At 67.0% G+C, this 14,561-nt stretch carries 6 protein-coding genes; 1 reads left to right on the forward strand and 5 read right to left on the reverse strand.

Going from position 1 to position 14,561, the window contains the following annotated elements; genetic code table 11:
* Positions 1–15: 15 nt before the first annotated feature.
* Positions 16–6,396 (reverse strand): RHS repeat-associated core domain-containing protein, encoded by a 6,381-nt coding sequence (locus ACFYO2_RS27925; protein ID WP_388354529.1) that lies wholly within the window; start codon positions 6,394–6,396, stop codon positions 16–18.
* A 278-nt stretch (positions 6,397–6,674) separates the two neighbouring features.
* Here ACFYO2_RS27925 and ACFYO2_RS27930 point away from each other — a divergent pair, with 278 nt between their 5' ends.
* On the forward strand, positions 6,675–7,940 hold the full coding sequence (locus ACFYO2_RS27930) for a phospholipase D-like domain-containing protein (protein WP_388354532.1): 1,266 nt from the start codon (positions 6,675–6,677) through the stop codon (positions 7,938–7,940).
* A 9-nt stretch (positions 7,941–7,949) separates the two neighbouring features.
* Here ACFYO2_RS27930 and ACFYO2_RS27935 read toward each other — a convergent pair whose 3' ends face one another.
* The 4 genes from ACFYO2_RS27935 to ACFYO2_RS27950 all read right to left on the reverse strand — a co-directional run bounded on the left by ACFYO2_RS27935 (position 7,950) and on the right by ACFYO2_RS27950 (position 14,541).
* Positions 7,950–9,140, reverse strand: a complete 1,191-nt coding sequence (locus tag ACFYO2_RS27935; RefSeq protein ID WP_388354534.1) for a glycosyltransferase family 2 protein — start codon at positions 9,138–9,140, stop codon at positions 7,950–7,952.
* A 245-nt stretch (positions 9,141–9,385) separates the two neighbouring features.
* Positions 9,386–11,476, reverse strand: coding sequence for a hypothetical protein (locus ACFYO2_RS27940; RefSeq protein ID WP_388354536.1), 2,091 nt, complete (start codon positions 11,474–11,476; stop codon positions 9,386–9,388).
* A 191-nt stretch (positions 11,477–11,667) separates the two neighbouring features.
* Entirely contained in the window at positions 11,668–13,167 is a 1,500-nt protein-coding gene (locus ACFYO2_RS27945; protein WP_388354539.1) for an SDR family NAD(P)-dependent oxidoreductase, read from the reverse strand.
* Positions 13,168–13,350: 183 nt separating this feature from the next.
* On the reverse strand, positions 13,351–14,541 hold the full coding sequence (locus ACFYO2_RS27950) for a hypothetical protein (protein WP_388354542.1): 1,191 nt from the start codon (positions 14,539–14,541) through the stop codon (positions 13,351–13,353).
* Between the last annotated feature and the right edge of the window lie 20 nt (positions 14,542–14,561).

The raw sequence follows: 14,561 nt of genomic DNA on the forward strand, positions 1-14,561 counted from the left end.
CGTGGTGCAGGGACGTCACGCCGGGTTCAGAAGCAGCGCGGTCACGAGTGCCACCGCCGCGAGCGCCCCCGCGGCCCTGGAGTCGGGCGTCGACACCGTCCCCCAGTCCCAGCCCCACTCGTTGTTGGTCTCCGCGCCCGGCAGCGGTGCCTGCTGCGTCGCGCCCGGTGCCGGCTGGTACGGATTCGCCGGCTGGGGCACCCTTTCGGGTACGGTCGTCGGATTCGGTTGCGGTATCGGCGACGGACTGGGTTTGTCTATCTTCTTCGCCTTCGTATAGGTGTACACCTCGATTCCCGCGGCCTTCGACGACGAGCGGACGGTGATAATTTCGTCACCCCGGCTGCTGACGGTCGACTGTGGAAGAGCGAACTTGAAACCGGCGACCACCTGTCTCTTGTCCCCCTTCGCTCGCAGTTGTTTGGTCAGGTACTTGATGTAGTTCTTGAGCTGAGCGGGGCCCGTGGATTCTGCCGACGGCGTGCTTGAGTTGTAGTTGGCCGACTCCTTGTGTTTGATCTCCCAGACGTAGACCTTCTTGTCAGTCCAGTAGATGAGGTCGGCGTATCCGGTCTTCTTCTTGTTCTCGTCCTTCACGTTGATGCTGGCGTACGAGCCGTGCTTGATGGCGTTCGCCTTACGGCTCGTGGTGACGCCCTCGCCTCCGCGTCCGTGCCTGATCGCGTAGAACTGGAGTGCCATGAACCTCAGCATCACCGCAGTGTCGTGCCGGGAGATCCACAGCGTGCGCCAGAAGCTGCCGCCGAACAGGAAGTTGAAGAACAGTCCGGACGGATCGCTGTACGCGATGGGGTTGTTGACGCTGTAGCTGTAGCCGTTGAGGCTCTGCGGAAGATAGGGCGTAGCCAGCGGGTCGGGCGACAGGAACCGGCCCAGGCCGGGGTCGTAGAGCCGTGCCCCCAGCAGGGAGAGACCGGTGGAGTCGTCCTCGGACTTGCCGACGAAGCCACGGTCGAGGCCCTCCGGCAGCGCGGTGCTGCCGCGCTGTTCACCGAACGGCAGGTACCGCCGTCGGGTGACCACGCCGGTCGCCTGAACCACCATCAGCTGGGTGGAGCTCTGCGTGTCGGACAGGAGCCAGATCAGCGTGCCGTTGGTGGTGCCGTTTGCCACGCGCACGGCCACCGCGGTGGCGTCCATCGCGTAGTAGCGGCTGGCCTTGGTTCCGGCGGTGGTGGAGTGCAGTTCCTGGCCGTCCAGGTACAGCACCTTCTCGTTCTTGCTTGTGCGCAGGACGACGTTGCCCTCGACGTCATAGACGTACGTCGACACCTCGTCGCCGGTCGACTTCTTCTGGGTGACCTTGGTCAGCCGTTGCTGTGCGTCCCAGTCGAGGGAGGAGTTCACCCCGCCGACCGTGCGCGAGGTCAGCTGGCCGTTGGCGTTGTAGCCGTAGCTGTCCGTGCCCGACGACGTGGTGACGGACGTGACCGCGTGCGGGTGCGCCTGGCCGGAGGTGTAAGCCGACTCGTCGGCGCTGTAGCCCGGGTACTTGTAGTCCTTGGTCGTCGTTCCCGTCGCCGTGGTCGCGGTCACGGACTGGATGTTGCCGAGTCGGTCGTAGGTGTACCCGCGCTGGTAGGGATCGGGGCCCGCGAAGTCGGACTGCGGTGTGGTGTTGCAGGTGGTGGACGCCGTGGTCCAGGCTGCCTTCAGCCGCTGGAGGCCGTCGTAGGTGTAGCACTGCTGCTGGTTCGAGGTGGTCTCGCGCAGCGCGGTGACGGTTCCCGCGTTGTCGCGGGTGTAGACGTCCTCCTGAACCTTGGTGCTGGTCCCCGACGTCAGTGTGTTGGTGGTGACGCTCTTCAGCCAGCCGCCGCCGCCCGCGTCGTCGTAGGCGAAGGTGCGGGTGGCACTCGTGCCGGTGCCCGCGGTGCCGTACGAACGGGAGATCGTCCGGCCCAGGTCGTCATAGCCGACCCCCGACACATAGGTCGCCAGCCCGCTGGACAACTTCTGCGGGTCGCCGTACGCCGAGCGCTGGGTGGTGACGGTCTCGGCGGGCAGCCCGGCCACCGCCGGGTAGTCGACCGATGTCGTCTGGTCGTTGGCGTCGTAGTGGTAGGCGAAGGTGTAGTTGCCCTGGAAGCCGTTGCCGTCACTGGGTACGACGGTCGTCTTCGATGTGGCCCGACCGCGCGCGTCATAGGCGTCGATCTTCGACACATAGCTGTAGCCGCCGGCGTACGAGGTGGCCGACGCCAGCATCCCCTTGCCGCCGGTGGCGGTGTCCCACTTCCACTCGCTGAGCAGTGTGGAGCCCGACGAGAGCGACTTCTGGCGGTTCAGGGCGTCGTACGCGTGGGTGAGAACGGTGGTGCCGTCCGTGACGGTCTCAAGGTTGCCGTTGGCGTCGTAGGTGTTCGTGCTGGTGCCGCTGTCGAGGTCCTCGGTCTTGAGGCGTTCTCCCGCCCAGTTGTAGGTGTAGTGGGTGGTGTTGCCCCGCGAGTCGTGGACGTACTTCAGACCACCGCTGCGCGTGTACTCGTACTCCGTGGTGTAGGACTCGGAGCCGTTGTGCTCGACCACCTTGACGGTCTGGTCGTCGACATCGCGGTACGTGTCCTTGGGTTCTCCCACCGGCGGAGTGACGGTGGTGAGATCGGCGCCGCCGTAGGTCGTCACGGTCTTGTTCGCCGGCTGCACGACGTTGTTCACCCTGATCTGCGACAGCGTGGTGCGTCCGGCCCAGTCCACCTGCAGGTCGTTGTACGCCGGGATGTCCGCGACGGCCGGATTGACCATGCCGGAGTCGACCGACTGGCTGTTGTAGAACTCCGCCGACGAACCGGCGACGTTGCCCGACGAGTCGTAGCGGGTCACCTTCACCGTGCGGCCCGTGCCCGAGGACGCGGGGTTCTGGATCTCCCGTGTCCGGCCGAGTCCGTCGAGGTAGCCGACCGACTTCAGGAAAGTGGTGCCGGACTGGAGGGCCTCGGTGGTCACCTTCGCCGGCGCGCCGGTCGCCACGTCGGGCACGCCGGTCGAGGACGCGGCGACCGGAACCGAGTAGGCGAACTTCATCGAGGGGGTGCCGTCGGGATAGTTGGCGGCCTCGGTGGGCTTGAAGATCTTGATCGTCCGGCCGATGGCGTCGTAGACGACCCGGCTGGTGTTGCCGTTGGCGTCCACGGTCTTCCACGGCTCCCCGAAGTAGCGGGAGACGTAGGTCGTCGAGGTGAGCGCCGTTCCCCCATCCGGGACCGGTGTCGTGCTCGTGATGCCGTCGACCGGCCAGGACGTGCTCGGGTTGTACGTGGTGGTCGTCAGCTTCTGCTTGCCGTCCCAGGCCTTGACCGGACGCCCGGCGTCGTCGAAACCGTTCTTGGTGGCGCGGTAGGTGGCGGCGTCGGTGTACGTGCGGACCTCGGTCGCGTTGCCGTCGGACAGCTTGGCGTCGTTCTCGGACTGCGCCGTGGCACCGTCGAAGAGCGTGATGGTCCGCTTGTCCTGATGCAGGGTGTCCTGTCCGCCGGCCTGGTCCTGGGCCTGTGTAGTGCAGGAGACGGAGTAGTGCCGTTCGTCGTCCTGGTACACCATCCACCGTTTGGTGCCGGTCGCGTCCAACTGGTCGGTGTTGTACGTCCGCCCGAACTCCGTGCACGTGTTGTCGGAGACGTTGCTCTCGCCCCAGTCGTCCACACGCATCGGCAGGCCGAAGGTGGTGGAGGCGGCCTCGGCGTCGTCGAACTCGTTCTCGACGATGTGCTCACGCCAGGTCGACAGGTCCGTGTCGGTGGAGTCGTAGACCTTCTCCAGCGTGCGCGTCCTGCTCTCCCGCACGATGCGGGCGTCCGGGCGACCCGTGTACTGGGCGGTGTTGTGCTGCCAGTACTCGTGCCACTCCCTCATCTGGGACTTGTCGGAGTTGTCACGCATGGAGGTTTCGAGCGGCTTGCCCGCCAGCCAGGCCGAGTCGGTCCACAAGGTGCCCTCGGAGTCGGTGACCTTCACCGAACGGGTCTGCGAGGCATCGGTCTTGGAGGTGCGGTCGCCGTCCAGACCGCGGTACAGCCAGTTGTAGGTGGAGTGCCGGTTGGCGTTGGCACCCGTGGTGACCAGCACCTTGGCGTAGCCGCGCCACTCCGACCAGGACTCGTCCTCGTCCTTGGCGATCGGGTCGGCCGTGAACCGCCAGCCCGGCGTCCCGTCGTACTCGTACGTCGTGGTCATCGCGGGATCGCCGTCCCCGAGATCACCGGGGTCCACCACGACCTGTGTCACGACGAACTTCTTGAACCAGCCTGTCCGTTCTGTCGTCTCGCCCTCCGGCGTCCACTTCTGCCAGAAGCACTCGGAGTCGTTGTTCGCCTGTGAGGGCAGGTTGGCGGCGTCGCACTGCCGGGAGACGTCGCCGTCGGACGCGTGCCCGTAGGTGACCGCCACCGTGGAGCCCAGGTCGGTGAAGACCTTGTTGACCCGGCGGAAGTTCAGCAGTGAGCCGCCGACCTGGTTGTCCAGGTACTCGCCGTTGAAGTTGATGGTCGGCAGGGTGAGGTCGTCGCCCCCGTAGCCGCGGCGCTGGATGTAGTCGAGCCAGAGCGTGCCGTCGATGGTGCCCTCAGGGTTCATCAGCGCGTACTTCATCTGGTACTGCGTCACCAGATCCCAGGTCGCCGCGTCGTTGTCGCGGACGTACGTCTTGATGTCCCAGAGCATCCCGCGCTGGAAGAACGTGGGGTAGTACGTCTTGCCCGCGCAGGACTCACCGTCCTCAGGACCGTCGCAGATCAGGTCGACCGGCACGTCCGGGTAGGACGACGGGGACGCGTCGACCGTCGGACAGTCCGGTGGGGTGTTGTCCAACGGATCCTTCTCGTTCATCCGCTCCACACAGCGGTTGACGTGTTGGAACTCCACCTTGGCGGGCAGCTGGGCACCCGCGATCTGCGAGGACCAGCCGTACTCGATCCGGCTCAGATACGAACCCGCGTCGTAGGAGCGGGCCTTGTCGGCCGCAGCCACCGAACGGTAGAAGTTCTGCTCCTTGTCGTAGAAGTAGGAGTTCTCGACCTCGTTCGGGGTCACCACCCGGTCCAGGCTCCAGCGCCAGGCCTGCTTGCAGGGGTTGGGATACGTGCTGAAGCAGGGCTCGCCCGAGTCGTCGCCGACGACCGGAACGGTCAGCACCGAGTTCGTCTTGATCTGGGAGCGCTCCGAGCGGCCCCAGCCGAAGTAGTAGCGGGTGCCGTCCTGCTGGGTGATCACCCAGAACTCGTCCGTGTTGTCCGAGCCGTAGCCGCCGTTGAGCTTCTGGACCCGCCAGCCGGGGTCGTCCTGCATGCGGAAGGTGCCGGTGCCGGTGCCGTCCTGGATGAGCTCCGTGGTCATCCCGGAGATGTTGATGACGTAGACGGCGCCGTTCGGGTCCGCGTCCGAGTTCGGCGAGTCCCAGCACAGGTCGCCGAAGGTCGGGTGCCCGTCCTGAGTGCAGTTCTTGTAGCGGCGCTCGATGTAGCCGAGGTTCATGTCCCAGCCCATGCCGACCCAGGATGCCTGGTTGTTGGAGGCCGACGTACGGCCGTCCACCGACTGGGAGTTGTAGGTCAGTGCGATGTCCGGGGCCTCACCCACGGGGGGTTCGGGCACCTCGATCGGCACCTGGTAGGTAAACGCGCCCGAGCCCATCGACACGTCCCACTTGCCGGTGGGCGACAGCGTGCTCGCCCGGTAGTCGCCCTTGTCGGACGACGAGCCCGTGGTCAGCGCATAGACAGAGGGCTCCGACAGGGCCGCCATACCGGAGAACTGCTCGACCTGCGGCGCGGCCTCGACCGTCGCCGTCAACTCCTGCCCGTCCGTGTCGTTCCTCGACGGTACGTAGGTGCCGCTCTGGCAGGCCTTCGCCTCCGGGTTGGTCGCCGCGCACGCCGGCAGCTTGATCAGCCGCAGCCTGGAGGCGAAGTCGCCGCCGTACGCGTGAGCGAAGCCTGAGTAGTCGACGGAGATCTCCACCGGCCCTGCCGACTGCCCGCCGTCCCGGCGCGCGAGCCGGACGCCGAGCCCCAGACCGCCGGCGGCCTCGGCCTTCCCGCGCCCCAGCACCTCGACCTCGACCTTGGACGGCGGCGCGCGGTGCGCCGCCACCCCCTTGGCCTTCGCCGTGGGCTCGGCCGCGCGGACCGAAACCACGGATCCCTCGGCCGCCTTGACCGGAGCGGATCCCAACGCCACCGTGCCGCGGCTGGCCTTGGGCCAGCTCACCTTCGCCGGTTTCGTCTGGGACGTCTCGGCCGCCTGCGGTACCGGACTGTCCAACTTCCTGGACGGCACGCTCGGTTCGTCACCGCTCGGCAGCGCCACCGCTGCTGAGGGCGCGAACGCCACGACCGACAAAAGCCCTGCCAGCAATCCTTTGCTGAGCAGGGCGGCCATGCTTCGAGAACGCAAACGTCTCACGAAGCTCCCACCCCCAAGCGAACGAAGATCAATACAAGTCCGCCGAGAGTAAGAATTTCTCATCTGTCATGTCTAGATCATTAAAAGGGACATCCGTCACCTTAAGGTCATGCCCACGTCACTATTCGGACAAGTGACTTCCCAGCAGCATCCAGTGAGGCATCGTCCGGCAAGTCATGACTAGTTGTCACACTCACCCCTCTGGCAACATCCGCTCGACAGTTATATGTTCGAACACGCGTCAGGGGGGTCTGGTGCGCTCAGCATCACGCCATGGTTCAAGCCGTCTCGCCGCAGTCCTCATCTCTCTCTCACTCGCCGCGGGACTCCAACTCGGCCTCGCCGACAGCGCGTCCGCGGCCGTCACCGCGGGCCCGGTCTTCAACAAGCCGACCGGCACCGTGGCCGAGCAGCAGGCGATACGCACTCAACTGCTCGACTACATAGGCCAGTCGCCGTCGGGGTCGTCCGTCAAGGGCTCGGTCTACCACTTCTGGGACGCGGAGCTGGCCCAGGCCATCGCGGCCGCCCGCACCCGCGGCGTCGACGTCCAGCTGATGATGGACGAGAGCGATGTCAGCAGCAACGCCGACGATCCGACGTACGGAATCCTGAAGGCGGCGCTGGGCACCGATCTCACCAAGAGCTCGTTCGTGGGGCTGTGTCCGGTCGGCAAGTCATGCCTCGGCCAGCCCTCGCAGGGCGCCTCCATCAACCACAACAAGTTCTGGCTGTTCTCGCAGCTCGACGGCGCGTACGACGTCGTGGTGCAGACCTCGTCGAATCTGACGCCGTCCAGCTACAGCCGGTTCTGGAACGACGGGTACGTGATCGCGAACAACGTGTCCATGTACACCGCCTACAGCAACTACTTCGCCAAGCTCGTGGGCAAGGACTGGGACAGCTGGGCCTACTCCACCAGCACCAGCAGCCCGTACAAGGCCTACTTCTTCCCGCGGCCCGCCGACGACCCGTCACCGGGTGACACCATCACCGGCGTCCTCGACAACATCACCTGCACCTACACCGAGGGCGGCACCACCAAACACACCAAGGTGCGGGTCGGCATGTTCAAGCTGACCCGGCTCGCGGTGGCCCAGAAACTCGTGGCACTCAAGAACGACGGCTGCACAGTCGACATCGTCTACTCCCAGACCGACAGCGGCTCATCCAGCGGCACTTGGGAGACTCTGCACGCCTCCGGCGGTCCCACGCTGGCCTGCTACAACTGGGACGACGACGGCAATCCCGACACCGCCGCGCGCATCATCCACTCCAAGTTCCTGCTCATCGAGGGCAAGTACGACGGCACCGCGAGCCAGAAGGTCCTGTGGACCGGGAGCCACAACTACACAGGACCGGCCCTGACCAAGAACGACGAGGCTCTGCTCAAGGTCGACAGCAACACGGACCACGACGCCTACGTCGCGGACTTCAACGCCGTCAAGGCCGCAGCGGTCCCGGGCACCGCCGACAGCACGGACGCCTGCAAGGGCATCACGAGCACGCCCGAGACCTGAGAGCCTGCGTCACGCCGCGCGGCGGGCCAGCACCCGGCGGGCCGCGCGGCGCAGCCGCGGGAGGTGGGCGGTGCGTGGCCGGAAGCCCTCGATCGTGACCGTCTCGCGGGTCGTGGCGGCGTAGTAGCTGTCCGGGATGCCCGCGGCCGGATCACGGAAGTGGGGGTAGGCGAGGAACGCCTTGCGGCCGCGCGCCTCCAGCAGCACCGTGGGCTCCTGCTTCGCCTTGATGAACTCCAGGACGCCGACGAGGAGATCGGCCCGGTCCTGCGCCACCAGGTGCAGCCGCAGCCGCTCGTGGACCTTGAGGCGGCGGGCGACGTCCTCGTTCCAGTACAGCTCCATCAGCGGCTTCGCCAGTTCGAACTTGTGCTGCCGGACTTCTTCGGTGTCCTTGAGGTACTGGGGGCCGAACTGCGACAGCAGCGTGACGAGGAAGGGCCGGACCATGAGCACGTCCCGCTTCGGGCCCGGCGGGAGCATGTCGGCGATCAGGGTCATCAGGGCGCGCGCGGAGTCGAAGCGCAGGACGTAACTCCCGCTCTTCGTCACGTGCTTGCCGTCCTCGCGGCCCACCAGGTAGTAGCAGGTGTGGTCGGCGACCACGGAGACGCCGTCGGCCCGCAGATAGGCCTCCATCGTGAACAGCGCGTCTTCGCCCGTGAACAGGGACTCGTCGAAGCGCATGCTGTGACGTTCCAGCAGGGCCCGGCGGAACAGTTTCTGCGCGCTCAGCGTGAACTTGATCTGGGAGGAGAAGACGTCGGTACGGCCCACCGACCTGCCCCACATCGACTTCGGCGCGGACCGGTTGACGCCCTCGACCTTGCCGAGGACGACGTCCGTGCCGTTCTCGTCGGCCATGGCGACCATGCGGTGCAGGGCCTCGGGCCCGAGCCGGTCGTCGGCGTCGAGGAAGAAGACGTACCGCCCGGCGGCCTTGCCGAGGCCGACGTTGCGGGGGCCGCTGGGGCCACCGGAGTTGTCCTGCCGGATCACCGTGACCGGCATGGCCGCGCGGGCCGCGAACTCCTCCAGGTACTCCCCGGTCCCGTCCGTCGAGCCGTCGTCGACCGCGATGACCTCGATGCGCGTCGGGTCGATGGTCTGGGCTTCCACGGACGCGAGGCAGTCGACCAGGTACGGCATCGCTTCGTACGCCCCGATGACCACGCTCACATCAGGCTGCGTCAGGGTCACGCTTTCTCCCTAGTCACTGACTCATTTCCCGGTATCGCCTCATTGGCGAACTGATAGACGGCCGGTTCCGGCAACCGGTTGCCCTGACACCCTGCTTTCGTGAACCGAATCACACGGTGAACCGGCAGGCAGGACGGCGAATCGACGGAGGCACACACCAGGAGATACGCAAAAGGGGCCCGGTTTTCGAGGATCACTCCCTCGAAAACCGGGCCCCTTCGACCAGGACGCCGGTCAGCCCGCGATCACGCCGTCAGACCGTCCGCCTCGCCCGCCGGTGCCGCCCCCGGCGCGGGCACCGCGTTCGCAAGCTCCGCCTCGGCCTCCGCGGCCTCCGCGGCGCCGGTCGCCGCCCGTGACTCCTGGCCGGCGTTGCGCGTGTCGGCCTTGATCGCGAGGTTGGCCACCGCGGTGTTGAACTGCTCGATGGAGGTCGGCTCGTCCGGGCCCAGCAGGTACTGCTTCAACTCACGCCGGTCCTCGGCCAGCGGATCGGCCGCCGGGTCGCGGACCGCGTCGAGCAGCGCGCCCAGCTCGGCCGCGCTGTTGGACAGGATCACCGCGGCGCGCACCGCCGTGTTCTGCCGCTTGAACTCTTCCACGCCGAGCCCGGCGGAGTCCGTGACCGCGTACGGCTTGCCGCTCGCGATGAAGTCGGACACCACGCTGGAGATGTCGGAGACCATCGCGTCGGAGACGTTGAAGCAGTCGTACAGACGCGGCTCGGCGCCCGAGACGACGCGGTGCTCCCAGACGGGGAGGGAACGCCAGTACGCGTCGTTCCACTCGGCCCGCAGCCGGGCGATCTCCTCGTGCTTCTTGACGTCGACCAGGCCGTCGCGAGTGGCCTCGGCCTCGTCGCCCTTCTCTCCGCCCTTGCCGACCAGCTCGGCGATCCGGGCCTCGATCCGGACCAGCTCCGCCTTGGCCCCGGCCAGTTCGGCGGCGTCGGCCGTGAAGCGCGGGTCGGCGGCACGCTGGGCGGCGGCCTTCGCCACCAGGGCGGTGATGCGCTGGTGGGCGGCCTTGGCCTGGGCACTGACGGTGCCGGTGAAGGGGTGCGGCTTGTACAGCACACGGACCGGCGGGTCGGCCTTGACCAGCTTCTTCACGATGTTCTCGCCGGCCAGCAGGATGGAGGTGTTGCCGGGGCTGTCGTCCCAGCCCTCCCAGGTGGGCGCGTACAGGACCGTCGCCATACGACCGTCCGGCACCCCCTGCCAGTTCTGGATGGGCGCCAGCTGCGGGCGGCCGACCTCGACGATGTCCTCGTCGCGGACGCCGACGTCGGCGATGGCGTACCGGTCGCGGCCCGCGCGCCCCGCGGTCCACACCTCGTCGTACACCTTGCTGAACGGGTTGACGCTGGCCAGCTTGTCGCTGTCGCCGTGGCCGATGAAGACGTGCTTCATGGTCGGGACGCGCAGCAGGTGGATGTTCTTGCCCACGTTCGCCGCGTACAGCGCGACCCGCACGGTGGACAGGTCCATGTTCATCAGGTGCACCCCTCCGGGCACGCAGATGACGGGGACCGTACTGGGCGCCAGGTTCTGCAGTATGACGCGCTCGCGCAGGATGATCAGCGGCCTGGAGTCCAGCTGTTCCATGGTCTCCAGCCACATGTTGACCTGGTACGCCGAGTCCTTGGAGCCGGAGAAGTACAACACCGTCTCCGGCCGGTACTCGCCCAGCCAGGCGTCGACCGCGTCCAGCACCTTCTCGGGGCTGGGCGGGACCTTCCGGCCGCGGACGTACGGCAGCAGTGCCGCCACGTACAGGGAACCCAGGACCAGGGTGGCGCCGATGCCGATGAAACCTGCGAGGGCGGAGTCCGTGGCGGCGGAGACGAGTATGCCGACCACGGCCGCGAGGTCGAGGTGGAGCATCTTCTCGGCCGAGCGGTTCAGCAGGCCCTGCGGCGGGGCGTCCGGGATGCGGATGCGCGAGGCCAGATCGATGTTGCGGGTGGCGACCGGCATCCGGCGGCGGTTGCGGATCAGGGTGACCAGCGCGCCATGCGGGGCCTGCAGGCCGTAGAACGCGATGAAGCAGGCGGTCGCCCCGTAGAAGACCAGGCCGTCCGAGAGGGACAGGCGGGCCAGCAGCAGGATCAGCAGGAGTTGTCTGATCAGGAAGCGGATCGACAGACCGGCCCGCACCTTGCTGAGGCGGTTGATCAGATAACTGCCCTTGCGGTGCAGATAGTGGTCCGCCAGGTAGGTCACGGCGGTCGCCGCCGCGAAGGCGGGAACGCTCGGGACGAGTGCGGCCAGCATGAGGGCGGGGTAGCCCAGCATCATGAGGGCAGCCGCGGCCAGCTCTGCCGCGCTACCCACCCGGGCGACGCGAATAGCGGTGCTTATCACGGAGAAACCTGCTCTTGGAGGGGTGCCGGTTTGTGAAAGTCGAAAAAATCCGGAAAAAATCTTGTGCACGGTCCGGTAATTTTACGGATTCAGGCCCCTGCGAATGCTCCGCGAACGGGCAGCCACAGAGGCCTGAATGACAGATTACTAATGGTCGGTGATTATGCCACGCCGTCCTGGCGGTCCAGGACACTGGCCAGCGCCTGCTCGAATCCGGACGCCTGCCCGGCGGACGCCGTCGGGTCCTGCTGACGGACGTCGATGACGTGCCCGGTCAGCTCGGACAGCAGCACGTCGAGCGAGGTCCGGGCCACAGCCTCGGAGGACAGCAGGCTGCCCGCGGGCTCCTGGCCGAAGGCCTTGGTGCGCATCGGCGTGGCGGTGCGCTCCGGGTTGACGCAGTTGACCCGGATGCCCTCGCCGGCCCACTCGTCGGACAGGGCCTGGGTGAGGTTCACCATGGCGGCCTTGGTCGAGGAGTAGAGGCTGTACTCGGCGCGGCCGCGGGTGTAGCTGCTGGAGGTGTACAGCAGCAGCTGGCCCTGGGTCTCGGCGAGGTACTTGTACGACGACCGGGCGATCTGCACCGGGGCCAGGTAGTTGACCTTCAGCGCCTCCTCGATGGTCGCGTTGTCGGTCTCCGCCAGCTTGCCGATGCGCAGTACGCCCGCGGTGTTGACGACGTAGTCGATGCGCCCGGTCTCGGCGTACGCCTTGGACAGGGCGTCGTCGACCTCCTCCGGGTTCTCGACGTGGGTGCCGGTGGTGGAGCGGCCCAGCGCGTACACCTTGGCGCCGTAGGACTCGGCGAGTTCGGCGATGTCCTTGCCGATGCCGTACGAACCGCCGAAGACGACGACGGTCTTGCCGGTGAGGAGTTCGCGGTAGACCTCCTCGCCCTTCTGCTCCGGCGTGGCGGTGGAGGCCAGCTGGAACAGCTTGTCGGCGATGAAGACGTCGACCGGCTGGGTCACCTTCATGTTGTACTCGTCGCCCGCGACGACGTGGATCGGCACGTCGGGCAGGTACTTGAGCACGACCGAGCAGTCGTCCGTGGCCTGGAAGTTGGGGTCACCGGCGGCGACCTCGTAGGCCCGGCGGATCGTGGACAGCTTGAAGGCCTGCGGGGTCTGGCCACGGCGCAGCCGGGAGCGGTCCGGGATCTCCGTGATGAACTCGCCGTCATCGCCGTGGGTGCGGGTCACGATGATGGTGTCCGCCGACGGGATGGCGACGTCGACGGCCTGGAAGCGCTCCAGGGCCGTGACGCAGTCGTCGATCACGCGCCGCGACAGCAGGGGGCGTACGGCGTCGTGGAACAGGACGTTCAGATCCTCGCCGTCGGCCAGCCCCTCGCCCAGGGCCGCGATGGCGCGCTCGGTCGTCTCGTTCCGCGTGGAGCCACCCTCGATGATCTTCGTGACCTTCTGGAATCCGGCCTTCGCGACGATCTTCTCGATGTCGGGCACGTAGCCCGGCGCCATCAGCACGATGATGTCGTCGATCGAGTCCGCCTTCTCGAAGGTGGTCAGGGTGTGCTCGATGACTGCCTTGCCGGCGATCTTCAGCAGCTGCTTCGGGATCGAAAGACCCACACGCTGGCCGGTGCCACCGGCCAGGATCACTGCGGTGGTACGGGGCTTGGCTATGCGCTGTGACACAGATGACCTACCTTGGGGCGACAGGGAACTTCGAAATGGTCCCACTTGTGGTTACCGCAGTGCAAGGTGAGCGCCGTCCACCGCATATGTGCGCGCCATCTGTCATTCACCTTGCACTCCTGGTGTTTGAGTGACACCCCTTCAGCGGTCCCGGGAAATTGCTGTGAGTAACTCCACAGGGACTCAGCGGCGCCGCAGCCGCTTCAGGCAGCGGTGGCCGAGTACCCGGACGAGTTCCTTCGAAGACGTCTGGTGGACCGTGCGCACCTTGGCCGGGGCGGTGTGCCCCACCGGCGCGGCCGCGGCCGCCGCGAGCGCACCGTACAGGGCCTGGGCGGCCACCTCGGGCGCGATCAGCGGCTTTCCGGACGTTACCCCCGCGGGCTTCGGTACGGCGAACAGCAACGCCGGATCACCGAGGACGCGTACACCCATTCCGCCGATCCGCTCCGCCATCTCGGCGCCGATCCGGGCGGCGGCCTCGACGGCCCACTGCGGCGTACCGATCTTCACATCCTGGGGACCTGGGGTGCACGTGTTCTTCATATGCATCACGGCGCCGTAGCGGATCAGCTGCGAATAGAGCTCGTCCGGGAGGCCATTGCCGCGGAATTCCATGTTAAGTTTCCGCAGCATTTCGGTCTCGGCGAGGGCAAGAGAACGGTTCGCCGCGTCCGGAACGGGCTGCAGGAGATTCTCGGGCAGTCCGAGAAGCTGCTCGAAGGTGCGCATCAGTCCACCCCGGTCGCGGTCATCGACCACGACGACGGTGATCCGCCCGGGCCCGACCACCCGGGCCCAGCGCTCCACCAGCCGGTCGTGCCGGTGGCGGCGCCAGAAGCTGGGGTTGGGCTTCTCGTACGGGGCCTTCCTGAGCATGTGGTCGAGCCAGTTCTCGTAGCCCATGCGCAGGCCGTTCTGCACGTACTGCTGCCACTGCGAGGGCAGGATCCTCGCCAGGGGGCGCAGGGTGATCAGGATGTGCACCCGGTCGCCGCCGAGTTCCTCGACGACCCGGGCGGCGGTCTCGTCTTCGGGGGCGTCGGCGAAGAACTCGCTGCTGATCACCGAGGTGCGTCCGCCGGTGGCGTTCACCTGCTCGAGAAGGCGCTGCCAGTGCTGTTCGGTGGGGCTCGTGTTGCCCATCAGGCCGGGGCGGGCGCAGGCGGCCAGGACCGCTTCCATGGGATGCCTGGTACTGGCCGGGAAGACGACGCCGTGCTCGGGCAGCACGTCCTTCGCCGCGAACAGCGCGCCCTGGATGGAGGTCGTGCCGGTCTTGTGCGGGCCTATGTGCAACAGCCGGGTGCCGGTGGGCAGCGGGGGGATCCCGGCGTTCACCGGATCGTCATGTCTCGTACAGTCCGTCTCCATAGTCAGAAGACGGTAAGAGG

Source organism: Streptomyces sp. NPDC006602 (assembly GCF_042870385.1).
GTDB lineage: Bacteria > Actinomycetota > Actinomycetes > Streptomycetales > Streptomycetaceae > Streptomyces.

Coding starts and splice junctions, on each gene's coding strand:
- ACFYO2_RS27925 (WP_388354529.1), bottom strand. CDS start 6,396: ATGGCCGCCCTGCTCAGCAAAGGATTGCTGGCAGGGCTTTTGTCGGTC.
- ACFYO2_RS27950 (WP_388354542.1), bottom strand. CDS start 14,541: ATGGAGACGGACTGTACGAGACATGACGATCCGGTGAACGCCGGGATC.